Origin of the sequence: Caballeronia sp. LjRoot29 (assembly GCF_964252755.1) — a bacterium.
GTDB lineage: Bacteria > Pseudomonadota > Gammaproteobacteria > Burkholderiales > Burkholderiaceae > Caballeronia.
The window spans coordinates 1-23249 of record NZ_CAXUPU020000033.1; the positions used below are offsets into that span (position 1 = coordinate 1).

General features: G+C 58.1%; 26 protein-coding genes. 8 read left to right on the forward strand and 18 right to left on the reverse strand.

What is annotated here, in order from left to right; genetic code table 11:
- Positions 1-153 precede the first annotated feature (153 nt).
- From ACSQ83_RS27815 to ACSQ83_RS27840, 6 genes are all read right to left on the reverse strand, one after another.
- On the reverse strand, positions 154-1509 hold the full coding sequence (locus tag ACSQ83_RS27815; protein ID WP_436230410.1) for a sensor histidine kinase: 1356 nt from the start codon (positions 1507-1509) through the stop codon (positions 154-156).
- Between the two features lie 120 nt (positions 1510-1629).
- Positions 1630-2403 (reverse strand): response regulator transcription factor, encoded by a 774-nt coding sequence (locus tag ACSQ83_RS27820; RefSeq protein WP_414966448.1) that lies wholly within the window; start codon positions 2401-2403, stop codon positions 1630-1632.
- A complete protein-coding gene (locus ACSQ83_RS27825; RefSeq protein ID WP_436230411.1) occupies positions 2400-3125 on the reverse strand; it encodes a response regulator transcription factor in 726 nt (241 codons plus the stop codon). Before ACSQ83_RS27825 ends, ACSQ83_RS27820 begins: the two co-directional genes overlap by 4 nt.
- Before the next feature lie 9 nt (positions 3126-3134).
- Positions 3135-3953 carry a MipA/OmpV family protein gene (locus ACSQ83_RS27830; protein WP_436230412.1) on the reverse strand — a complete coding sequence of 273 codons (819 nt, stop codon included), beginning with the start codon at positions 3951-3953 and terminating at the stop codon, positions 3135-3137.
- A gap of 390 nt (positions 3954-4343) precedes the next feature.
- The gene (locus ACSQ83_RS27835; protein WP_436230413.1) at positions 4344-4727 is read right to left on the reverse strand and encodes a nuclear transport factor 2 family protein; all 384 of its coding nucleotides are present in this window, start codon (positions 4725-4727) and stop codon (positions 4344-4346) included.
- Between the two features lie 41 nt (positions 4728-4768).
- Positions 4769-5710 (reverse strand): aldo/keto reductase, encoded by a 942-nt coding sequence (locus ACSQ83_RS27840; RefSeq protein ID WP_436230414.1) that lies wholly within the window; start codon positions 5708-5710, stop codon positions 4769-4771.
- A 588-nt stretch (positions 5711-6298) separates the two neighbouring features.
- On the opposite strand from ACSQ83_RS27840, the gene ACSQ83_RS27845 reads away from it, so the two are divergent.
- The 4 genes from ACSQ83_RS27845 (at position 6299) to ACSQ83_RS27860 (ending at position 10473) form a co-directional block, all read left to right on the forward strand.
- Complete coding sequence (locus tag ACSQ83_RS27845; protein ID WP_436230415.1) at positions 6299-7291, forward strand: fatty acid desaturase; 993 nt, start codon at positions 6299-6301, stop codon at positions 7289-7291.
- Positions 7292-7574: 283 nt separating this feature from the next.
- Positions 7575-7889: a PadR family transcriptional regulator gene (locus tag ACSQ83_RS27850; RefSeq protein WP_414953408.1), complete on the forward strand. Its 315-nt coding sequence runs from the start codon at positions 7575-7577 to the stop codon at positions 7887-7889.
- Positions 7886-9295: a GIN domain-containing protein gene (locus ACSQ83_RS27855; protein ID WP_436230416.1), complete on the forward strand. Its 1410-nt coding sequence runs from the start codon at positions 7886-7888 to the stop codon at positions 9293-9295. Before ACSQ83_RS27850 ends, ACSQ83_RS27855 begins: the two co-directional genes overlap by 4 nt.
- A gap of 35 nt (positions 9296-9330) precedes the next feature.
- On the forward strand, positions 9331-10473 hold the full coding sequence (locus ACSQ83_RS27860; RefSeq protein ID WP_436230417.1) for a serine hydrolase domain-containing protein: 1143 nt from the start codon (positions 9331-9333) through the stop codon (positions 10471-10473).
- 119 nt (positions 10474-10592) lie between these two features.
- On the opposite strand, the gene ACSQ83_RS27865 is transcribed toward ACSQ83_RS27860, so the two are convergent.
- Together ACSQ83_RS27865 and ACSQ83_RS27870 are read right to left on the reverse strand one after the other, a co-directional pair.
- Positions 10593-11330, reverse strand: coding sequence for an ABC transporter substrate-binding protein (locus tag ACSQ83_RS27865; protein ID WP_436230455.1), 738 nt, complete (start codon positions 11328-11330; stop codon positions 10593-10595).
- Between the two features lie 215 nt (positions 11331-11545).
- Complete coding sequence (locus ACSQ83_RS27870) at positions 11546-12790, reverse strand: MFS transporter (RefSeq protein ID WP_436230418.1); 1245 nt, start codon at positions 12788-12790, stop codon at positions 11546-11548.
- A gap of 133 nt (positions 12791-12923) precedes the next feature.
- Between ACSQ83_RS27870 and ACSQ83_RS27875 the strand changes: the two genes are divergently transcribed.
- Positions 12924-13871, forward strand: coding sequence for a LysR family transcriptional regulator (locus ACSQ83_RS27875; protein WP_436230419.1), 948 nt, complete (start codon positions 12924-12926; stop codon positions 13869-13871).
- A 110-nt stretch (positions 13872-13981) separates the two neighbouring features.
- Here ACSQ83_RS27875 and ACSQ83_RS27880 read toward each other — a convergent pair whose 3' ends face one another.
- From ACSQ83_RS27880 to ACSQ83_RS27910, 7 genes are all read right to left on the reverse strand, one after another.
- A complete protein-coding gene (locus ACSQ83_RS27880) occupies positions 13982-14431 on the reverse strand; it encodes an ester cyclase (RefSeq protein ID WP_414953388.1) in 450 nt (149 codons plus the stop codon).
- 185 nt (positions 14432-14616) lie between these two features.
- The gene (locus ACSQ83_RS27885; RefSeq protein WP_414953387.1) at positions 14617-14991 is read right to left on the reverse strand and encodes a hypothetical protein; all 375 of its coding nucleotides are present in this window, start codon (positions 14989-14991) and stop codon (positions 14617-14619) included.
- A 61-nt stretch (positions 14992-15052) separates the two neighbouring features.
- Positions 15053-15940, reverse strand: a complete 888-nt coding sequence (locus ACSQ83_RS27890) for an NmrA family NAD(P)-binding protein (protein WP_414953386.1) — start codon at positions 15938-15940, stop codon at positions 15053-15055.
- 105 nt (positions 15941-16045) lie between these two features.
- Positions 16046-16528 carry a hypothetical protein gene (locus tag ACSQ83_RS27895; RefSeq protein WP_414966437.1) on the reverse strand — a complete coding sequence of 161 codons (483 nt, stop codon included), beginning with the start codon at positions 16526-16528 and terminating at the stop codon, positions 16046-16048.
- Positions 16529-16626: 98 nt separating this feature from the next.
- Positions 16627-17124 carry a MarR family winged helix-turn-helix transcriptional regulator gene (locus ACSQ83_RS27900; RefSeq protein WP_436230420.1) on the reverse strand — a complete coding sequence of 166 codons (498 nt, stop codon included), beginning with the start codon at positions 17122-17124 and terminating at the stop codon, positions 16627-16629.
- 48 nt (positions 17125-17172) lie between these two features.
- Positions 17173-17937 (reverse strand): hypothetical protein, encoded by a 765-nt coding sequence (locus ACSQ83_RS27905; protein ID WP_414966435.1) that lies wholly within the window; start codon positions 17935-17937, stop codon positions 17173-17175.
- Between the two features lie 118 nt (positions 17938-18055).
- Positions 18056-19207, reverse strand: a complete 1152-nt coding sequence (locus tag ACSQ83_RS27910; RefSeq protein WP_436230421.1) for an epoxide hydrolase family protein — start codon at positions 19205-19207, stop codon at positions 18056-18058.
- 137 nt (positions 19208-19344) lie between these two features.
- Here ACSQ83_RS27910 and ACSQ83_RS27915 point away from each other — a divergent pair, with 137 nt between their 5' ends.
- The 3 genes from ACSQ83_RS27915 to ACSQ83_RS27925 are packed head-to-tail and all read left to right on the forward strand — an operon-like array spanning position 19345 to position 20644.
- A complete protein-coding gene (locus ACSQ83_RS27915; RefSeq protein ID WP_436230422.1) occupies positions 19345-19680 on the forward strand; it encodes an ArsR/SmtB family transcription factor in 336 nt (111 codons plus the stop codon).
- Positions 19677-20204, forward strand: coding sequence for an SRPBCC family protein (locus ACSQ83_RS27920; RefSeq protein WP_436230423.1), 528 nt, complete (start codon positions 19677-19679; stop codon positions 20202-20204). The genes ACSQ83_RS27915 and ACSQ83_RS27920 overlap by 4 nt, the downstream gene beginning before the upstream one ends.
- Positions 20205-20221: 17 nt before the next feature.
- The gene (locus tag ACSQ83_RS27925; RefSeq protein ID WP_414953379.1) at positions 20222-20644 is read left to right on the forward strand and encodes a DUF1801 domain-containing protein; all 423 of its coding nucleotides are present in this window, start codon (positions 20222-20224) and stop codon (positions 20642-20644) included.
- Positions 20645-20668: 24 nt separating this feature from the next.
- Here the strand turns inward: ACSQ83_RS27925 and ACSQ83_RS27930 are convergent, their stop codons facing one another.
- The 3 genes from ACSQ83_RS27930 to ACSQ83_RS27940 all read right to left on the reverse strand — a co-directional run bounded on the left by ACSQ83_RS27930 (position 20669) and on the right by ACSQ83_RS27940 (position 23227).
- Positions 20669-21652 (reverse strand): hypothetical protein, encoded by a 984-nt coding sequence (locus ACSQ83_RS27930; protein ID WP_414953378.1) that lies wholly within the window; start codon positions 21650-21652, stop codon positions 20669-20671.
- A 138-nt stretch (positions 21653-21790) separates the two neighbouring features.
- Positions 21791-22759, reverse strand: coding sequence for a helix-turn-helix domain-containing protein (locus tag ACSQ83_RS27935; protein ID WP_436230424.1), 969 nt, complete (start codon positions 22757-22759; stop codon positions 21791-21793).
- Between the two features lie 90 nt (positions 22760-22849).
- Positions 22850-23227 (reverse strand): hypothetical protein, encoded by a 378-nt coding sequence (locus ACSQ83_RS27940; protein ID WP_414966429.1) that lies wholly within the window; start codon positions 23225-23227, stop codon positions 22850-22852.
- Between the last annotated feature and the right edge of the window lie 22 nt (positions 23228-23249).

The window sequence follows — 23249 nt, forward strand, 5'->3', positions numbered from 1 at the left end:
AAACCCGCGAAGACCTAAAGAGCAGCAACCCGGCAATGAATCCGACCGCTAACGCAGAACCCATGCAACCCAGCAAAGAACCAGACCGCTAACGCCAGATCCTAGCCCCAACCCAACCCCCACCCAAAACCCGTACACCAAACAGAAACAACCTTAAAAAGAAACAATAAACTGCGTGCCCGACGCCAACGTCCTGACAGACAACTGCCAACTATGCGCCAGCGCAATCTCTTTGCAGATCGAAAGACCCAACCCGGCGCCGTCGTGTTGCGCATCGGGCGCGCGCCAAAAGCGCTCAAACAAAAACGGCAGATGTTCAGGACTAACACCAGCCCCCTCATCCTGAACGCAGATGGTCGTTTCATCGACTGAAACAATGACGGAACCATTCGAAGGCGTAGCATTGATTGCGTTTTCAACTATGTTTTTCAGCAAGATGAAAAGCGCACTCCTGTCAGCCCGGATTGTCGGGGGAATGACAGGCGCGTCAACATGCAACTTCACCTGCTTCTTGTCTGCCTTGCGCGCCAGATATTCCACAACATCCTCGGCAACATCGACCTTGTCGACCTCACCAAACTCAAAGTTCTGAGATTCGCTTACTTCAGCAAGGTGCAGAAGTTGCCGGACCTGCCGCGCCATCAAATCGATTTCTCGAAATAACAACTCCTTGTTCTCAACCTCGGGTTGCAACTCGATCTGTCCTCTTATCAACGTGAGCGGCGTTTGAAGTTCATGAGCGGCCGAGGCAAGAAATTGTTGTTGTACAGCGAACCCATTTTCGAGGCGCGCCAAGGCGTCATTGAACGCGATAAGAATGGGCTTAATTTCACTGGGAACGCCCTTGATGGAAAGCCGCATGCGAAGGTTCTGCGGCGTGATTGAAGCGGCGGAATCCGATGCCACGCGCAAAGGCCGCAGCACACGCCGAACCGTGAACGTCAAGGTCAGGCCGAAGATGATGGTGGTGATCAGCAAGGTATAGCTCACGACCTCCGGAATCGGCTCGATCCGTTCGCCAAGCACAGCCTTATTGAACGCCACGCTCGCCGCGCTCTGCAAGAAATAGGGTGTCTGGCCGCGCGTAATCTCCAGGGTCACAACGTCAAAGGGCTTGTCCTTGATAGTCACGCGTTTCATGACACCGAGAGATCGTGTCAAATCACCGGCATCCGGGGACGGAACGTTCAGCGCGCCGCCGGATGCAAAAAGCACGTGTCCCGAAGCATCGAGCGCCCGGTACCACAACTCCGTCGGTGCGAAGTCGAAGAGCCACGTCGCCCGCTCATCAAGGACTACCGAGACCGGTCGCCCCGACTCGTCAAAGCGCAACTTGGAAGCTAACATGTGGGCGCTTCTTACGCTCTCGCCCATCCGGAACCTGTCGGGTGGCAAGTGATTAAATGCATAGAGCACGATTGCAGCGATGACGGCAAGACACATCGCCAACGCCGCTACGCTGGTGATCCATAAACGCGCCGAGAGGCTTCTGATCCAGTAGCTGAACATGATGATGCTATCCGTGTAACTTGATCGACCGCGATCAAGGATAGAGTTGCGCGATATGAGCGCCCACCAGGGGATGCACCCTTCGCGCTCCGTCCGTGTGACGCTACCGGTCTTCGTAAGTCATCCCGCGCCGTGACCGCTTGCGGCTAACAGATCAGCCTCTATTCGCGGGCGTTGCGACGCAGTATGAAGCTCGGGACGAAAGACGTACCCATGACCGCGAAAGGTTTCTATGAACTCACATGCACCCACTATCTGCCTGATCCGCTCACGCAGCCGATGCACCCAGACGCCGACGTTGGTGCAAGCGCTCGCCGAGTCGGAATGCATGCTTTGAGCAATGGCGGCTTTCGAGAATATCCTGCCCGGCGCTGTTGAAAACAGCGCGAGTATGGCGTATTCATGCTGGGTCAGCGAAACTGGATCATCAAGATAAGTGAGCGATCGCAGCCCGTAATCCAGCTTGAACCCGCCAAACGAAAAAGGCGTCCGGTACGTAGGGTCCTGAAAATGATGCTCCCCAACTCGTCGCAGCACGGTACGAATTCTCAGTAACACTTCGTGCACGTTGAACGGCTTGGAAATAAAATCGTCAGCACCACACTCGAGCGCGACAATACGTTCGATCGCGTCGTCGCGTTCACCAAGCATGATAATTGGTATGTCATCCTGATCGATTCTCAACGCCTGAAGTGCTCGAAGCGCAGGCAAACCGCCGCGTCCGGACGAACCGCTGGCCATCAGGATCAGCGCGGGCCGCTCCTCTTTGATCCGGCGAGCCACCTTGCTTGCGTCATATAGAACCGCGGCTTCGTAACCATCGGCCTGCAAGGCGTTGCGCAAGACATCGCGACATCCAGGGTCATTGTCTACGACGAGGATAAGCCGCTTCATTGCTGCCCTTCATCGCGTTGCCCTTCGTCAGTCTGCAAAGGCGGACACTCAAGCGGCTGGACGGCGAAACCTGCGCCCCTGATGTTCCCGAGCCGTGTGGTCGCGCCCACCGCAAGCAGTTTCTTTCGCAGCCGGTGAATAGTCACTTCAAGCGCGTTGGGGGTGACTGCGTCGCCCATACCCCATCCCGCATGCTCAAGCGACGCATGGCGCACTGTCCGGCCGCCGGCTTTTAATAAAACAGACATGATCTGCAATTCAGCGGGCGCAAGCGGGATTGACTCCTCGCCGCATCGCATGGCATGTTGCTGCGGATCAATGGCGATATCTGCAAAGCTCAGAATCAGCGTCGTCATTTCGGCCGGCCTGCGCATCAGCGTTCGAACCCGTGCTACCAGCTCACTCATTTCAAATGGCTTCGTGACGTAGTCGTCCGCGCCGGTCTCGAGCCCTTCTATCCGGTCGTGCAACGCATCGCGCGCGGTCAACATCAAGCACGGAGTCATGGTTCCGGCAGCACGCAGGGTGCGCAGAAAATGCAACCCGTCGCCATCAGGCAGCCCGCGGTCAAAGATCATTACCGAATAGTCGCCATGGCTTAAGCCATAGGCTGCTTCAGAAAGATTGCTGAAGATATCGGTTTCGATTCCGGCAGCCAACAACGATTGCCGGATCATGTCCGCCAGTCGGGCATGATCCTCGATCAGGGCAATTCGCGACATATGGCCGGTTTATTTGAATTGATAGAGATAAGCCACCTTGGCTTCAGGAATGAATCGCCTGCCAACGATAGGGCTGTCAGTAATTCCGCTGCTCAGGTAGGCGACGCCCAGATCAAAGCTTAAGAGCTGGTTGCGCGTTACGCGATAGTCGAACTTGGCGCCGACTGTTTCTGTGTAGGCGGATGTGCCGGTGTAGGCAGGTCGTCCGGCTCGCGCCTCGGACGTCCTTACGCCATAGTAATAGTCAACATAATTGCCGTTGAGCCAAGTGGTGCCAACGTGCGGTTCTATGGAGAAGTTACCATAATTCAAGGTCTTGCCGAACGCGATATCCGCCTTCTGTCCTTTGTTTCCGCCTGTCAGGTAGTCACCCGACAGGTCGCCGTATGGCGTCGTCCATTTGAACGCGGGGCCTAGCCAGAATGCGGCGCGCCGGGTCTGCATCCCGTTGAGTATGGGTGCGTCAGAGCCCTTGTAGCCATCTGCGATCGCGTAATTTCCACGCAGTGTGAACGCCACACCGCCCCAATTTCCGACCTTCAGATCAAGCGTTGTACCAATTGCATGTATCCATTTATCGTCGAAGAAGAAAAACGGAACCGGCGTTATGTGCGTGCCATAACCTTTGTAAGGTGACTGCTCAAAAGCCGCCCCGCCGCCAAGTCCCCAGTGTGTAACGTTCGTGGCGTTGCTCAGGATCGCAAAGCCGCTCGTATCGGTGTTGGGCAGATTCGCGCCAGGACCTTCTGCCGAAGCCGCGCCCGAATACGTCAGTACGGATGCAACGGCGAATAGCAGTCGATACTCGCGACGAAAGTGTTTTTTCACAGTAGTGCCTTTTCTTGGTGTGGTCGTTGCGGCGTACTGTATGACCGGGGCACTTACTGGTCACTTACTCAGCCGTCGATTACTTCCATGGGAGGTGAATTGGTTCGCTGATCCGGCGCAGCGATACGACCTGCGGAATAAATCGCTTCACCGGCGTCATACAGTTGCGGACGCCGATTGATGCCGTCCGGACCGATCCGGCCAACCGAGGCCGGCCGTCGCGCAGGTCAGTAAGAAGTGGAAAGGAAGTTTGGCCGACAACAGGAGGGATCGGGCGGCGGTGGCTTTGTCGCGTTCTCAAACGCATCAGTTCGTGATCCTTATTATTTAGCAGACTATGACCAATGACTGCTGTGGAGCATTGGTTATCTAAAGCAATGTCGAGTCACGTCAGGCGATCTGCTCAACCCATTGACTCCGCCAGCCCGGTGCTTCAAAAGGATCCGAAAAATACTGAGTCTCGTGAATGACCTTGCCGTTGCAGAACTCCATGATACTTACCGTGAAAGTTGCTTGCCCCGTATAGGTGATCGTGTATTCCGTGATCCAGAGGCTGCCTTCGCCTTGGATTCGCCTGACATTGAAACCTGAAGGCTTGTCAGGATGATGACCGCGCAGTGCCTGCAAATTTTTTCGCCCAATAATTCGCTCACCAGATTGGGGATAGTCACAGATGGCGTCGTCATCGTAGATATCATGTTCCGCGTCGAGATCGCCGTCCGCCGACGCTTGCCAATGCGCATTCAGCGCTTCACGTATTTTCTCTTCCTGCATGAGCGTCTCCGGATACCGTTCAGGTCTATCTCGAGGTACCTCTATTGAGCAGGTCGCGGAATAAAGCCGGGGCTGCCCGTCTTGACCACTTCGTTGTAACGCTGCCGTGTCTCAATCCGGTTGATCTCGTCGAACGCGTCTGCCGGAAGCGCGGAGGTATCAAAATTCTCCCGTGCGCGGGCTGCGGTTTTAGGCGTTGTGAGCAAAGCCCCGCCCCGCTGAATTGCCCAGGCAAGCAATACCTGTGCTGGCGTCTTACCAAGTCGCGCAGCGACACGCGTGACGACCGGCTCCTCAAGCGGTCCCGGCCTGATTCCGTGACCCAATGGCGCAAAGGCCAGGAACACTATTTCGTGCTCTTTGCAGAATTCCAGAAGTTCCGTTTCTGGAAGATACGGATGGGCTTCTACTTGCACCGCCGCCGGCTTGATGCGTGCCGATTCATAGAGAGGCCGCAATTCGTCCAGGCCAATATCGGACAGGCCAATCGCCCCGCATCTTCCCTGGTCGACGAGATCTTCCATCGCCCGCCACGTGTCTTGCAACGTCACGCCTTTGTCGTAGATGACATCGCCGTTTTCATCGCGCGGGTCCTGCTCATCGCCGGGTTGAAATGCAAACGGAGTGTGTATCAGATAGAGATCAAGATAGTCGAGCCCGAGCCTTTCAAGACTTGCATCGAACGCCGGTCCAACACGTTCCGGCCGATGATTGGAGTTCCATAATTTCGTGGTCACGAAGATGTCTTCGCGCGCGATCCCGCCCGCAGCAAGCCCTATCCGCAGCGCTTCACCCACCTCGCGCTCGTTGCGGTATCGCTCGGCGCAATCAAAGTGTCGATAACCCGCTTCCAGCGCGTCCTTGGTCGCACTGATGGTTGTCGCCGGATCGGGAATCAGCGTGCCGAATCCGAGCGCGGGCATATGGCCGCGTCCGTGACTAAGTGCAATCTTTTTGCTCCGGAAACCGGAAGACTCAAGCATGGTCACACCTCCGCAATTTCAAGCCCTGCGATGGGGACCCGCGCCTCACGCGTGCAGTCGTGAGCGAGGTCCATGAACAGAAAAAGCATCGACGTACTCGAGTCGTTAAAACGGTGAGCAGATTTGATGGCGGAATGCCCCCACTGAATTCATGAACTGCTTACACTGCGGCCCGTTAAGTCGCGAAAAGCAAAGTCATTAAGGAAATCTAAAAGTATCGCTTCATTAGCAGGCGTGACTTGGCGTTTTAGCGATAACGCCTAGGTCGTCTCGACAACTCGTGCTTGCAGAACAGTGCCCGGAAAGCCGTTCTTTCTCAAGCACGGACCGGTGTTGAATGCGGGGAAGTGAAGCTGTTAAACCAAACGCCAAACAGGTCCGGGTCTCGATCCAGTGTAGCAAATGAATTACCAGGCAGCAGTGAAGAGTTGCGGAAGGATGCAGCGCGGCGGTAGGAGGCGATTAGCCGATCTTGCGATGTCTTTGTCTGCATTGCTTACCGGAGATTACCGGCGCACGAACGATTCTTCAGACTGTCACGAGGTGTTGTTAAGTTCTGCGGCGACATGGTGTGTCGACGGAGAAAAGATGGACCCAGAGGTATCCGCCAAGGCAGAAACGAAAGCATTCGCGGCAGCGCGAACTCAGCGAACACCCAGGCATTCCGCTATCGATAGCCGCGCTAATCTGGCGTTGCTCGCCCTTGTCACATTGGCGATGCTGCTGCAACTCCTCGCGTGGCCGTTCCTGTTGCGGCATTGGGGCGCGCATGCGCTATGGCTCGCCGTGCCGCTCGTGGTGCTCGCGCCTACTCACTGGGGCTTGATACACGAAGCCATTCACGGGCAATTGCTGCCGCGGCGACGGCTCAACGAATCAGCAGGACGTGTGCTGGCCATCACCTTCCTGTTGCCTTTCGATGCAGTGCGTTTCGGTCATTTGATGCACCATCGTTTCACGCGCGAACCGTACGACCGCCCGGACGTGCATGACGGTTCATCGCATCGCGTGCGCGCCCGTGTTCACTATTACGCGCGTTTGCTGGGCGGCCTCTACGCGGCGGAACTGGTGTTGCCGGTGCTCGCATTCCTGCCGGTCGGGCACACGCGCAAGTTGGTAGCGCGAGCGATTGACAGTGAAGGTCCGGTCGGGATGAATGTCCAGCGCCTGTTCGTCGGATTTGCCGGCGATCCGGCACGGCGTAGCCGCATCCGGCGCGACTGGCTGCTGTCGCTCGCGCTGCACGTGGGCGCGTTTTATCTATACGGCGAATGGTGGCCAACTCTTGCCATGACGATGCATCTGCGCGGCGTGTGGCTATCGATAGCGGACAACCTGCCGCATTACGATGTTGCGCTCGACGAGCCTGAGCGCGCACGCAACTTCCGCGCGCCCCGGATCTGGCACGCAGTGCTGATGAATCATCATCTGCATCAGTTGCATCATCGGCACCCCACGTTGCCGTGGACGGCGCTTCCTACGCTCGCGCGCGAGATTGCCGTGCCATCGGCAACTCGTAGCGACGCCGCCTACTTCCGGACCGCGCTCCGACAATTTCGCCGGTTCGGCAAGGTGCGTTGAACGGCCGTCGTGATGCAATGCACGTTAGCGTTGCATTGGCGCGACCTTAGATTTCGCGGACCCATCGAACCGTGCTCGCGCACGGATAAATCCACTCCGGACATAGCGCGCGGCCTCGCGACTTCGCGACTTCGCGACTTCATTACGGCTACCTTCCACGCCAGTTTACGCTTACCGAAACACGTGATCCCCTCTCCGAAAAATATGGACCCATCTACCTTGCATAAACAGGTAGCGTGTTATATGTTTATCCTAATCACTGAGTTCGCACATGACCGAATCGATCCAGGTTCAACTGAAGAAAGGCGCACTCGATCTCTGCGTGCTGGCGTTGCTGGCGCGGGGAGAGAGCTATGGCTACGAGATCGCCAGCACGCTCGCCAGCGCCGTCGGCATGGGCGAAGGCACGATCTATCCGCTGATGCGCCGCATGCAGAACGACGGGCTGGTCGCCACGCGTCTGGTCGAATCGAGTAGCGGACCTTCGCGCAAATATTATCGGCTCACGCCATTGGGTCAGGACGCGCTCGAGGCGCATCGGCGTGACTGGCGGTCTTTCGTGGCGGCAGTCGATCAACTTCTTGGAGCTCAGCCGTGAACAGTGAAGCATTCTTGCGCACGCTGCGCGCCGGGCTCGCCGGCCTGTCAAAGGAAGAGGTCGACGAGATCATCGCCGACTACGAAGCGCATTTTGCCGAGGCGCGCGCGTCGGGTCGCAGTGAGGCAGAAGTCGCCGAAGCGCTCGGCGATCCGTCTCGGCTAGCCCGCGAGCTTCGCGCCGAAACCGGCTTGCGTCGATACGAGGCCCATCGCAGCGTTGCCAATCTCATCACGGCCATGCTTGCGCTCGCGGGCCTCGCGGCGGTCGATATCTTCTTCCTGATGCCGCTGCTGCTCATCGTGGCAGCCGTCGCCCTCGGCATTGGCATCGGCCTCGTGGCGCTCGGCGCTGTCGGCGCGCACATGATCTTCACGGTCGTATTCCTGGCTCACGGCGGCTCGTTCGTTGGCGGAGCGGTGCGCTTCGTGGTCGGCATCGGGCTGATTGCCTGCCTTGTCGTCGGCGGCTCACTGCTGTTGATGGGACTTGGCGCCGGCGTGCGAATGCTCGGACGCTACATGCGGATGCATTACCACTTGCTCGAGCCCGAACAGGACCGCACGCGAGTTCCAGGCGAAGACGGTGCAGCGCAGGAGCGGAAGCCGGCTAAAAAATCGGCCGTGCTTGTAGTCACGGGATTGATCGTCGTCATTGCTCTCGGTGCTGTCCTCACGCTCGGCAGTTCGCTCGCAGGATCGCATCGGGCCGGCAGTGCGTCCTGGTGGAGCAATGGCGGATGGCGTTGTGGTCCAACATGGATGAACCGGTTCGACGGGTCGTCCGCAAGCGGACGCGGAGCAAGCAGCGTCAACGCGGCGAACGCGGCGGGCACTTCGCCGGCCTCCGTTACGTTCCCGTTCGAGGCAAACAACCGTATCGATATCGATCTGCCGGCCTCCGTCAGCTATCAGCCCGGCCCCAAAGCAGAGGCGACCGTGACGGACGATCCCGCCGTCGTCAGCCACGTTCACATTGCCGATGGCAAGCTCGGTTTCGACAACGAACTCGGTTGTTCCCAAGGCTCGCAAGTCACGCCACTCTCGGTTCGGCTGAAGGGACCGCCCATCGAAACGTGGGGAATCATAGGGAGTAGCGACCTTGCTCTGTCGGGTATCGACCAGCAGAAGCTGCAACTGCGCATCATGGGGAGCGGCCATGTTGTCGCGAGCGGTGCCGTGCAGGTTGTTGCGCTCAATGTTGCAGGTTCGGGCGAAGCGGAACTGCAAGGCCTCAAAGCCAGGTCAGCGAAGATCGTGGTTCATGGCAGCGGTGAAGTGCAGGTCACGGCGCAGGACAACGCTGACATCGAGATGCGCGGCAGCGGTGTCGTGAAGTTGCACGGCCGTCCAGCGCAGTTGCATTCGAACATATCGGGTAGTGGCCGTATCGAGAACACGCCTTAGCGGCATCGCACGCCAGGGCCTTCAAGGAGATGTTCATGATCAACTCTTTCAGCCGGCGCGATATCTTCAAACTCGCCGGCGCTGCATTCATAGCGAGCCAGATGCCGCTATTCGCCCAAGCCGCTTCGTTGGCAACGGGAACCCCAACTCCCATGACTTCCGGTTTCGCACCCGATCTCGACGCCCGCTTCGATGCATTTCGCGCCACGGCTTCGCTGCCCAACCTGCACAGCGTCCTGGTGCTTTATCAAGGGCACATAGCCTTCGAACGCTATTTCTCTGGTCTCGATGAAACCCGCGGAGAAGCGGCCGGGGAGATCGTTTTCGGACCCGACACACAGCACGATCTGCGATCGGTCACCAAGAGCCTTGTGTCGTTGCTCTACGGCATCGCGCTGGCTGACAAGCGCGTTCCGCCAATCGATGCACCGCTTCTCGCGCAGTTCCCGGAATACCCGGATCTCGCACGCGATCCGCAACGGGCAAATCTCACGATCGCCAACGCGCTGACCATGACGCTCGGCATGCAATGGAACGAACAACTTTCGTATAAAGATCCGGCTAACAGTGAGTCGGCGATGGACGCGGCGCCCGATCGTTACCGCTACGTGCTCGAACGGCCGATTGTCGCCGCACCGGGCGAAGTCTGGACCTATAGCGGCGGAGCTGTCGCGCTGATCGGCCGCCTGATCGAGAAGGGCACTGGGCAAGCGCTCGCGGACTACGCGCGCTCGGCGCTGTTCGAGCCACTTGGCATCGACAAATTCTCATGGGCGAAAGGTACGCATGGCGAAGCGATTGCCGCGTCCGGGTTACGTCTGACGCCGCGTGAACTTGCACGTATCGGACAACTGGTGCTTGCACGCGGCCAATGGGAAAGCAGGACGATCGTGCCCGCGGCTTGGCTGGATGCGAGCTTCACGCCCGCTGCTACCGTGCGTGACGGACAGTCATATGGTTACCTGTGGCGGGTCGGTCAGATCGCGTATCCGAGCAAGGGCGGAATTCGGGGCGAGCACTATGTGATGGCTTTCGGCAACGGCGGCCAGTTGCTGGCCATCATTCCGGCGCGCGAACTCGTGGTGGTTGTCACAGCCGGAAATTACAACGATCCGAAAGACTGGCAAGCGCCCGACGAAGTGCTGCGCCATTTCGTGTTGCCCAGCCTTAAGGCGTGATGGTTCTATCGGTGAATGATTCTTTGAATTCCCTGCATGCATGGGATGGAATTCGGCCTCCAGTCCACATGACTGTTTCACCGCACCCAGCAACGCTATAAGTGCGCATACGCCACCGGCTAGTCATTGTCTTTCGCAACGATCGCGCCCGAAATTCGATGGCGCGCCAGGGATGCTGCGACAAAGCCCGATGCTTTCATGTTCTCGACAAACGCAGACAGATACGCAGCCGCTTCATCGCCCTTCGCTTTGGGCACTCCCATCGCTTGTCGGATCACCATGAAACGTTGATCGAGAATCCGCAACCCGCCGGCCTTCGCGGCATCTCTTTCAAGCTGTTGCTTGACGCCTGCGGCAACGTCAAGATGCTGACCCAGAAAATCTTGCACCACGGCGGGAGACGTCGGGATTCGCACGATCTTCGCGCGATGCAATGCGCGTGTGAGGAACAGATCGTATGCACTGTCCTTGCCGACGGCGACCGTCACGCCCGGTTGATCGACTTGATCGTTGGTGGTGATCGGCGACGTGTCGCGCACCAGGTAAAAGCCTTCGATCAGCACATACGGTTTCGTGAAACTGATTTCTTGTCCGCGCTTGGGATCGACAGCAAAGAAACCGACGCCGGCCTTGTCCTGATTGACGTTATCCACGGATGCACCGGCCGATTTAACCACCACTAGTTGTATTGGCACATCGAGACGCCGGGCGAGTTCGGTGGCGAGATCGACCGATACACCGACCGCCTTGCCGCTCGCTGGATCGATGCTCGCCAGCACCGGATTCCCTAGGTTGATCGATGCGCGCAGCGTACCGCTCGGCGCGAATACTTTCACTAAGGATGCGTCGGCTTGCAGTGAGGTTTGGGCTTGCGCGAATACGGAAACTGATAGGGCGGCGCTGAACGCCAGCGCGAGCGACAGCATTGCGGTCCTGCTTTGCAGGATTGAAAGCTTCGTCATCTTGGGATGTCTTTTATTATTTAGCGGACTCAACGAGGTTTGGACCGCACATCCCATTTCAACCAACGTTCATTGGCCTGTCAAGCGCCCTCGTTTGGACCATGCTCAGCTTACCTAATCAACCGGAGAACAAAAGCGAGGCCGGTGAAAACGAATCCCACCACGCAGACACCAGACCACCCCGCGATCGCCCATGCAGCGCCGGACATTGCGGCACCCGATGCGCCGCCGACAAAAAACACGCCGACGAACAAACCGTTCAGCCTCCCGCGCGCGGCGGCGTCCATCAGGTTGATCGCCCTTCGCCCCAAGGTCTGGTCAGTGACGACACCTGCGTCGAGCGCAGCCGCCCCCGCGACGAGCATCGCAACCGCCAGGACAGGATGTGCGCTCGCTGAAAAGCCTCCCCAGCCCGCGCCTGCCACACCGATTGCTACGAGCGCAATAAGCATCGTCAGGTGGCCGGCAAGCAAACTCTTGCGATCCCATCCGCGGTCGCCCGCGCGGCCGGCAAGCGGCGTCACGACCGCACCGGCGGCGCCGGCGAGCGCGAAGAGCGCGATGCCCTTCATATCGAAGCTGAACGGCGGCTGCACGAGACGCAGGCTGATCGCAGTCCAGAACGTGCTGAACCCGCCCATCACCAACGCCGCCGATGCAGCATTGCGTTGCAACACAGGCTCGGTGCGCAACAGCGTCCAGAGCGAGTACAAAAGCGCCGGATAACGCGTCGGGTTCAGCGGCATGCGCACAGGCAACTTCACGTACAGGACGATCGCAAGCAGCGCATTAATCACCGCGGCAAGACCGTAGAAGGCACGCCAGCCCACCGACCCGGCAATCAGGCTCGCCGCCGGACGCGACAACAAAATGCCGAGCATCAATCCGCTCATCACGTTGCCGACTGCACGTCCACGATGACTTTCGGGCGCCATCGAAGCGGCCATGGGCACGAGCATCTGGATCACGCTCGATGCCGCACCGGCCAGGAATACAGCGATCAAAAACAATACGCGCGACTCGGTGAGCATCGCTATCGCGAGAAAACCTGCGCCGAGTACCAGTGTGCGCACGATTAGCCGACGGTTCTCCAGCAGGTCACACAACGGCACGAGCAGCACCAGGCCGACCGCATAGCCGAGCTGCGGCAGCATCGCGGCGAGGCCGGCGAACTCGGGGGCGAGATGCAAGCTGCGGCTGATCGCACCGGTCAGCGTTTGCGCGGCAAACAGGTTCATCACAATCACACCGACTGCCGTCGCGAAGAACACCGTCAGCGGCCCAGTGAGTCTGCGCGGACTGTCGGCGTCCTGCGTGGCGATAGCACGGGCGGGACTTTCTGCGGATGGGATCATCGAACGGATTCTCAAGATAGGGCTGAGAAGCCATCCTAGTGATGCATCTAATATGCGACAATTGAAATATGTTGATAATGATTATGCGGAATAAATTTCGCACGTTAGAACTCGACCCAGTCGGAGCACTTGCTTGAATACACGCGATCTACAGGCGTTCGTGGCAGTCGTCGACAGCGGGTCGATGGTGCGTGCGGCCGAAAAACTCCATCTCACGCAGCCGGGACTGACGCGGCGCGTGCAAAACCTTGAAACCATGCTGGGTGTGGAATTACTCGATCGCCAGAGCAAGCCGCTCAAGCCGACCGCTGCCGGCAACGAGGTGTACGCGCTCGCGCGCACCGTGTTACGCGCAGTGGACGATCTGCTCGTGGTGGCCTCTCCCGAAAGCGAGCCGTCCGGTGAGTTGAGAATCGGCATGCCGCCGTTTCTGGCGGAAGTCGGGCTCGAAAAGCCAGTCGATCTTCTGCGCGGCGCCTTTCCCCGGCTTACGCTGCGCGTAACAGCGGGGTGGTCGCCGGCTTTGATACAGAGTGTGGAACGGGCGATGCTCGATGCATCGATCGTATTGATGCCGTCCGGCTTCGCCCCACCCGAGACGTTGAATGGGACGCGCCTCGCTTTCCTGCCGACTGTGATCGTCGCGGCGCGCACCCTGGGTCTGCCTGATACGCCGGTGACACTGGCGGATCTCGCGCGTTACGAATGGGTGCTGAATCAGGATGGCTGCGGGATGCGCTCGGTGTTAAGACGCGCGTTGGAAGCAGCGGGAATGCCATTCAATGTCGCCGTTGAAGCATTTGGTTCCGAGCTGCAATTGTCGCTGGTCGCGCGTGGACTCGGCATTGGGCTTGTCACCCCGGACATGCTGGAACGCACGGCGCACCGCACGGCGCTCCAGGTCATAGAGACGACAGATTTTCGAACGGGAGTCGATGTGTGGTTCATCCACGGCTCCGTCCCCGCGAGGCTGATGCGGGCTATCGACCTGTTGCGATTCGCACTTACCGAGGTACTAAGCAAGGATACGACGGCGATGCAAGGAGTAGAAACTGATTCAGCCAATAATTTGCTTTCCTGAATAATCAGGCTTCCCTTATTGCGCTACAGGCAGCATGACCGCTCGTTCAAGTGAAGAAGGTTAGAAGTACGCGGCGTCGCCAAACGTTTCCGGCAACGCCGCGTCCTCGGTCACGCTGCCTTAAGGAGCCCGAGTTGTTGCAGAGCGGTCACGCCATCGTCCAGGCCAATTTCCTCAACAATCCTCCCATCTTTGAGACGAAGCACGGTCGTGCCGGTGAAGCGCATTTTTCTGCCCGTCGCAGCCGGCAACGATCCAACCAGAAAATCGCTGAATGCCGGGCCCGTGTGCGTGCCGCCACCCTCCCAACGTCCGACTACGTAGTCCCCCTCGGCGATAAGATCAGCAGCGCCCCAGAAGTTAAGGTCGGGAAACGCTTCGCGAAAGCCGTTCATGAATGCCTTGATATCCTCGCGGCCACGGCGCGGTTCATGCAGCGAGTAACGTAGAAGCATGTCGGGTGCAGCGAGTTCGTCGACAATGCCGAGGTTGCAGGTCTTGCCCCAGAAATCGGTGAACCAGCGGCCTACGATCGCCTTGTTGTCGTCTTCTCTGGACATGGTGAATTCCTCATTGACAGGTTGTAGAAGAGCGGCACGATCGCCTCTCTCTGCCTGAACAATATCGACGTAAGCGGCCGGATACTCCCCGTTTCTTGCGGCAACATTCGAAGAATTCCCGGAGGGAGGATTAGCGCGGATGAATCATGGTCCGTTTTACATGCTGGGTTTGAGCGAAACGTTCCTCAAGCTGCAGAAGGATCACCGATCAGCAACGCAAGCGGCTTTAACGGGGAAAGAGCGATGAGCTCAAACTCCATCATGCCCGCCACGCCCAGCGGCAGCTTTTCCAGAATCTCGTAAGCTTCGGCGGTACTCGACGCGTTCATGATGAAGACGACCCCGTACCCTTCGGCCTGGAAGTACCAGTGATCTATTTTGCCGGCTAGATAGTTACGAACGGTGGCTCGCACTTCGAATGGCAGGATAGGTGCTATCGCGTCGGGTGTTCCCTTCGTCGTCACCGAACCTATCGCAAGGATCTTGTTCGTTGGCGCGACGACGGCGGCTAGCGCAGGCAGAATGTCCGCATGGACACGCGGATTTTTTGCTTGGGACATGATCAAACTCCAGTTCATAAAACGGTGGGAGATACCGGCAACACTACAATTCGGACTACTTTTATTTAGGCTGAAAAAGCTTGATGTTGGCTTTGACGTATTCGCCGACCGTCATGGGCTTTTTGCCCGTTAAAGTCTCAATCACATCGTTGCTTCCGGCGAAAACCCCGTTTTGATAGTCGTGATACACCGCGACAATATGCTGGATGAAATGCTCCGGCATTCCGATTGCATTCAGCCGTGCGCGAAATGCGTCGAAGCTTTCCGGTTCATAGCGAATCTTTCGGCCCAATGCCTCGCCGACGGCGCTCGCGAGCTCTTCGTGATTCATCTCCACCGCGCCATAGAGCGGGTAGATCTTGCCGGCGTGCGGCGTTGGGTCGAGGAGGATATTGGCGATCGCGCGTCCCTGGTCCTCCGCTGAGATGGGCGCGTGACGCCCCTCTCCTGCCGGCACCTTGATGAGATCGTGGTTAGCAATGAGCGGCAGTTGAAACCCGTAAGTCAGCCATTCCATAAAAAAGGTGGGACGAAGATGCGTAACGGGAACGCCGGCCCAGTCGAATACGCGCTCTCCGTACCAATGCGAACGTGCGGCTTGGCTCACGGCGTCCATCTTTGCGGAGATCTGCGACATATTCACAATGGATCGCACCCCTGCGTCTATTGCGGCATGTGCGAAATAGGCGCTTGCATCGACAAGTTGCGGCTGCGTGACGGGATACACAAAGTACGCGCCGGTCACGCCCTGCACTGCTTTTTGAACGGCCCCGTTATCGAGAAGATCGCCTGGGACAATCTCGACTCCTTTGGCGCGCAATGCCGCGGCACGGTCGTCCTCGTTATGCACGAAAGCCCGAACCTTTGCTCCCTTCGACAACAGATGGTCGATAGCGCTCCGACCGGTGGCGCCGGTGGCGCCAGTTACCAGATACAGTTCATCACTCATTTCATTCTCCAGATAGTTTAAATACGATTTGTAATCCTACATATATGGAATGGAGCACCATCCCGGCATCCTTCGTTCCCTGCGCTCCTGACTTAGTTCTCTTTTCTACCGGCTTGCCGAACCGCCCAAAGCCGCCAGCGGAGATAACGGGCCCAGTGGAATAAGGTCGAATTCCATGAGATCCGCCCTGCCGAGCGGCAGCTGTGCCAGTGTGTTGCGCGCCTCATTTACATCGGTCATATTGAGAATAAAGACCACGCTCGCCTGGTCCTTGCGCACATACCACTGGTCAATCTTTCCCTCCAGGTAAAGTTTGACGGTGTCGCGTACTTCCTGTGGAAGCACCGCGCCGACCGCATCAGGAGTTGACTTGGACGTCAACCGGCCGATCGCGAGTATTCGGGTGGTGGGTACGTTAGGTAATCCGAGCGCAGCGGACGCTTGCGCGGGCTCCAATGGCGCCTGTGCGAAGCTGAACGCGGGTGCGGCAAGCGCCAGCGTGACCGCCAGCGCGGCGGTCACTAACCGCTTGGGAAGGATCGAAACAGAACCCTCCGTAGTTTCGTCGATGCTTTTCTCGAATGTCATGACATCTCCTTAAAGGTAGGTTTTTGATGTATATACAACATAGACGGCAAAAAAAAATGCCATCGAAACGACGGCGACAATCGCAGGCGGATGACAAATCAGACAGGCGAAGTCCAGACCGATGCCGATGCCTTATGGACTGCCCCAACTCCCTCCGGCCCCAGCAACTTGCCGGCCTGTCTTTGTGCGGCACGCCAATCAGGGAGCACGGCTTCAATCTTTTCTTCGCCCGCTGCTGTTAGCGCGACTTCACGAATTCCCTTTGCGTCCGATGACACCGCTTCGACCAATCCCTTCTGTATCAATAGATCCAGGTTGCGCGAGACGGTTGACCGTTCCAGTTGAAGAACCTCTCCAACCTTCCCCGGCGGGCAAACACCAATTTCGCCCAATGCGGTAAGCATATTCACTTGGGCAATGGTCACGTCGTGGCTTGCCATCGCTTGCTCGTAGATGGCCGAAACCGACCGCGCGACGACACGAACACGCATGGCCAGGCAGTTATTAATGATTTCGCGAGTGGAGCTACGTGTTGTCATGAATCGAACCAAGTTTGTTGATGAACCAATTGTTGTAGATACAACGTGCGATGTCAAGTTTATTTTTTGCCGGCGATATCAAGCGATTGTGGCCCTCGCCAAACATCACATCATTCCGCCGGTGGCGCCGCTTTTGCTGCCGGTGCCGGCGCCCGATGACGACGAAGCGGGTGTTGTAGCTAGCGGATGGGCAAGACCGGCCGATGAGAGTAGCGAGACAGCGGTCTGATCGGGCATGCCGTTGGTATCGATAGCGCCTGCTCGTGCCAGCGCATCGAGATCACCGTCAACGCCCGCTTGCCCAACATTAAACGGCGTCGTCAGAAATGCCGGCGTTGCCAACGTGAGAGCGTAGTGCGCTTGCAGATTCGTAACCACCGCCGATTGTGCGGCTAGCACGTCGGCCTGGTTTGCCAGAGCTTGCTGAAACTGCGGGTTATTCGGAAACCCCGCAATCAGACCGGCTTCGTCGGTGCCAAGTTGGGAGGCGAGATAGACCAGCATCAACTCGGTCTCGGGTGTCGTATTAAAGGTGCCGCCGCCAAATGCCAGCGAATGCAAACTTACGGCACCGGAGTTCGCTGTGATGACGCAGGGAAGCGTGGCGTTGAGCGTGATCGCGTAGTGTCCACCACCGTCCGACAAAGCCGAGCCCGAACCTTGCGCGCAACTGAAGTTGACCGTCGCGCTGGCGAGCGCGCTGCCGGTCGCCGCCGTGCCGGATAGGGTGATGTTTGGCACCGCATTTCCGCCGCCACACTCGCCGAGGCCGATGCAAGAGTTTCCGCCGCACGCCACGAGCGTTACAAGCGAAGCGATGCAAGCTGCGGCTAGCGCCGGGCGAACGAAACACGCATAACGAGCGTTCATGGTTGCCTGCCATTGATAGAGTCAGCCAGGACAATCGGTTCCACGCAAAGGAACCCGGCGTACCTTCAATTTTAACTCTCAAAGCGCCGGGAAACCTGCCCTCTCTTCAACGAACCGGCTACCGGAGGCGCCTGAAGAAGCCACGAATATCGGCCGCCAGGAGTTCAGGTTCTTCCATTGCCGCGAAATGGCCGCCACGTGGCATGTCCGTCCACTGCGCGACATCGAAAACTCGTTCCATCCATGCCCGCGGCGGATGGTTAATCTCTTTCGGAAAGTGTGCAAATCCCACTGGCGGCGTTACCCGTTGCCCAGCAGCGAAACGCATGGGCTGCAACCGATTTTCCCAGTACATTTGAATTGCTGAACCAATGCTTTGCGTGTACCAGTAGAGCGACAAATTGGTGAGCAGTTCATCTTTCGAGAATCTACGTTCGATATCCCCATCGCAGTCGCTCCATGCGCGAAATTTCTCCCCAATCCACGCAGCCAACCCGGCAGGCGAGTCGTTTAGCGACGCAGCCAGCGTCTGCGGCCTCGTGCCGTGCATATGCGCATAACCACCCTCGAGCGCGGCCCATTCAGCTTTCTCTTGACGGTAGGTTTGTTCGGCGACGGTAAGCGGCGAATTCGCGGCACCGATTGTGGGTTCGTACGAGCTCGGCAGAAAGTTAAGATGAATGCCATCGACTACTTCGGGGTGCTGCAAGGCGAGCGCGATCGACACCCCCGATCCCAAGTCGCCACCCTGAGCACCAAATCGTTCGTAGCCCAAACCTTTCATTAGCGATGCCCACAGCTCGGCCACTTGGAACGCCGAAGTTCCGGGTGCGGCTGGCGCCGGCGAAAAAGCAAAACCCGGCAGTGAAGGAATAACGACATCGAAGGCATCGTTTGGATCTCCGCCGTATGCGGCAGGGTTGCACAACCGCTCAGCCAACGCGTGAAATTCGAAGAACGATCCCGGCCAGCCGTGCGTGATGATTAGCGGATACGGCTTGGGTCCAACGCCCCGCCGATGAACGAAATGCACGCGCTGACCGTTCACGTCGGCCATGAATTGAGGTTGCTGGTTCAGACCGTGTTCTGCAGCACGCCAATCAAAACTCTCGGCCCAGTGCGTCACCCATTCGCGCAGCCATGCGTGCTCTGTGCCCTGTTGCCACGGCTCGGACGGCGTCATGGATGCCCACCGGGTATTGCGCAAGCGGCGGCGTAAGTCGTCGATCTCGACGTCGGATACGGAAATCTGAAATGGCTCGATATGCATGGCATCTCCTCTGAAGGCGTGCAGTCATTCTCCACGATCCAGCCGCAAAAGACAGGACGCCCGATTGCTCAGTTAAATCGCGCGGTTTTCATAAGCATGGCTTGACACGTATATACCTAACGGAGTATATATTAGGTATGGAATCAACATTCGCAATCATCGCCGAGCCGAGCCGCCGCGCCATCCTGAGTCTGCTAGCAACAGCTGAGCGGTCCGTGGGTGACATCGAGGAAAATTTAAACCTCTCGCAACCCTCGGTCTCCAAGCATCTACGGGTGCTTCGAGAGGCCGGGTTCGTGGAATCGCGCGTTGACGCGCAGCGGCGTTTATATCGGATCAAACCAGAGCCGTTGATGGAGATCGACGCCTGGCTCGCACCGTTCCGCCAGTTCTGGTCGGTTCATGTCGACGCGCTGGAACGTCATCTCGATCAGATGGATCCTGTACCGCGAAAAAAGGGAAAGAAACGATGAGCAACCGCGACCAATACATGCCGGGGCCGGCCGCCGGCGCCGCAGTCCGGAAGGATGGTGAGAAGTGGACTCTTATTCTCGTGCGCGAGTTGCGCCATCCGCCGGAGAAAGTGTGGAAGGCGCTGACCGACCCGGCCAGTCTGCGTGAATGGGCGCCGTTCGATGCCGACCGGAACCTCGCGTCTGTTGGTCCCGTCAAGCTTTCGACTGTCGGAACACCGACGCCGCAGATCTCGGCGTCGCAGGTGACGCGCGCCGAGGAGCCGAAGCTGCTTGAGTATCGCTGGGGCGAAAATGACATGCGATGGCAGCTTGAGCCGGTCGACGGCGGCACGCGGCTTACGCTGTGGCACAACATCGATCGCGGGTTTATATCGATGGGCGCCGCCGGCTGGCACATTTGCCTCGATGTACTCGATCGGCTTGTGGCCGGCGACCCCATTGGCCGTATTGTGGGTGGCGAAGCAATGAAATTTGGTTGGCCGCGCTTGAACATCGAGTACGGAAAGCAATTTGATATCTGAATCTTTAGGATCACAAAATGAAAAAAACTGATTTAGCCGAAGGGCTGTCGGCATCCGAGTTGATCGACAGAAAAATCACTGAGCTTGGGGACTGGCGCGGTGAGACTTTGAGCAGGATGCGCGAACTCATCAAAGACGCAGACCCGGACGTCGTGGAGGAGTGGAAGTGGATGGGCACGCCCGTGTGGTCGCATGACGGAATCATCTGCACCGGCGAGTCGTACAAGTCGGTCGTGAAATTGACCTTCGCCAAGGGCGCTTCGTTGGCAGACCCGGCCAAGCTGTTCAACTCGAGCCTCGACGGGAATACAAGGCGCGCGATTGACATCCACGAGGGTGAAGAGATCGAGTCGAAGGCGTTCAAGGCGCTGATCGGTGCTGCTATTGCCCTTAACACGTCGAATGTAAAAGCTAAGGCAAAGCCAAAGCGCGTGAAATAGACTAGTGAGAATCTTTCCGACTTATCAATAAGTCAGGCCAAGGCTCACTGTCCATCCCTTGAGGTGGGGACCAAATAGATAGGCTGCTCCTACCTGAAGGCGTTTCGATTGAGCGTTGTCTCTTGAAAGAGGAAGTTCGAACCCGCCGCCGATGTTGGCCAAGGTTGAAAACCCAAGAGCGTTGCGATTAGGTCCGAAAAACCCGCCGTATCCCGCATTGACAACGTAATTCAACGGACGCGCAAATAGCTGAGCACCTGTCGGCGCCGAGTACGCCGACTGGATCGACCACGAACCGGCTGTTTCCCTGAACCGCAGTAAAGGATCCGATTCGTCAAAACTGGAGACCCAGGACCACGCAATATGCCCACGAATAGTCAGCGTCTGTTCTGGCGCCATGCTCGTCGTCCATTCGAGCGCGGCGTTCGGCGTGACGAGCCATGCATTTTCGTGCCAGTTGAATAGCGGCCCGTCAGTGGCAGGTTTAAGGCTGGTAGCCGCGCCCGAATACGAAGCGTCATTGAGCAACCGAGCCACGCTGAGGTCCAGGCCAGGCTCGAACGTGAATCCATAACCCAGTTTGCTTTTCAGGAACAGGCCACCGCTCGCGCTGAAGGCCGACCACTTGCTTGCAATACTGCCTGCCGCGCCGTTAGGATCGTTGATCGTGAATTCGTCCTTTTCGCGAAAATAGCCGCCTGACACCCGCCAGCCAATACTGTTTCGATCCGAAAACGTGAGCAAACTACCCTCGTAGGGAATCCGGGTGACGGTGAGGGATTGCGGAACCGCACCATCCGAGATGTCGAGGTGTGCGGAGCTGATGTCCGGGGTTGTGGTCAAGTTGAGAATCTGCGAATACCCTGAACCGAGACGCGCGGCGCCGATGAAGTCCCGGCTGGACTGAGCAATCGCCGATGCCGAGGTTGTGACGGCGAGCGGAAAGACAAGGAACCGGACCACAAGAATCGACGCAATGCTACGGCGGCTTCGGGCTGAAGTTCGCATGCAGAGTTCTCTCCGTTTGGCGATCGGGTAACCGCACACGCAATCGCTGTACCGCACGCAAACTCAGGATGAATTCCTGGTAAGGCTCCGTCGTCGCTCTCTGACCGAGCGACGCGTCACGCTACCTTAAGCGCACATTTATCCAGTCTCTTCGTCCTCCGAAGCAACCCGCCCTCGGTTTCGTTGAAGCGATGGCGAGCGCTCAGTGAGCCGCACGACATTGTCGTCATCAGGAACACCGGCTTCAGCAAACTCCCGGCGATATGCCGCGGGCGTGGTGTCTCTCACCGACTTGAACTGCCGGTTGAAGTTGGACACATTCGCAAAACCTGACCGTGCCGCAATGACGGAAACCGGCAGCGATGTATTGCTCAGCATCCGGCAAGCATGGCCAATCCTCACGCGGGTCATGTACTGGCCTACGCTCTCGCCCATGTGTTGTGCAAAGTAGCGCGCGAGTGAACGCTCCGACAGGCTCGCAGCCGCACACAATTCCGACAGACGCAAAGGTTCGGCAAAACGCGCTTCGATCAGCGACAGCACCCGGTTGATGCGTTCGGGCTCGTGACCGGAAGGTCCGCCGTCACGCTCGTTGAACGCACTGGGTGACGCAAGCGGTTCGCCCGGTGAATCGGCGAGCGCGCACAAGATGTCCAGCGTACCGGCGAGGCGTTCGCGCGTCGCGCTCGATAGCAGTTCGTCGAGACGCTCGCGCATCATGGTGGCCGCCTCGGGTTCGAACGCCAGTCCACAAGCCGCCCGGCGCAACAACTTGCGCAGCGGTTCATATTCCGGGCAGCAATCCGCCAGCCGCCGGGCCCACTCGCCATCGAACCAGATCACGATTGCCACTTGCGGCAACGATGGTTCAATAGAGCGATTCGACGCCCAGGTATGGGGAAGGTCCGGTGGAACCAGCACGAGGTCGTCAGACCCGTAGCTGGTCACTGAATCGCCAATGTAGCGCTTGCCGTGGCTATTCATTGTCAGCGTCAGTTCGTATTCCGGGTGATGATGCCACTCGAACGGAATGCGGGGAAGCCGCCGGTGATAGACCCGGACGGAGCAGTTGCCGCCGAACTCGACATGTTCGTATGCTGGCTTCATGACGGAAATCGCAAAGTGAGTGTCTGGATAGTATCACCGCGGCGAGCGTGCGCGACAGGTGCTCCGGTCATCTCGGCTTGCACGGGAACGTCAAACCAGCATCGAAATAATTCCTCCAATGGTGAGGCCCGCAGCGATCCATCTTCCGGCCGTATAGAACTCGTTGTGATTTTGTTGCGGCTGGTCGGGACGTTCGAGTCCGAGCGTGCCGTAAGCAAGCGACTTGACTGCCGAAACGTTCGACGCTGCACCGTCGTCACTGCTTGCGTCCTGATTAGCCAATGCAGCGCCTTCGGGCGAGATTGTGACGGCCGAATCCTGTGTCGCGGCATCGGCCGGCGTGGTGCTCTGCGCCGCTTGCGTCGGGTCGACGTTGTCGTCCGATACAGAACGTTGGTCAGTCGCGGCACTCGAAGTCGATATCGTCTGCTCTGAAATTGGCGACGACGCGACATTGCCTATCTGCATAGCGAATCCCTCATCTTTGTCG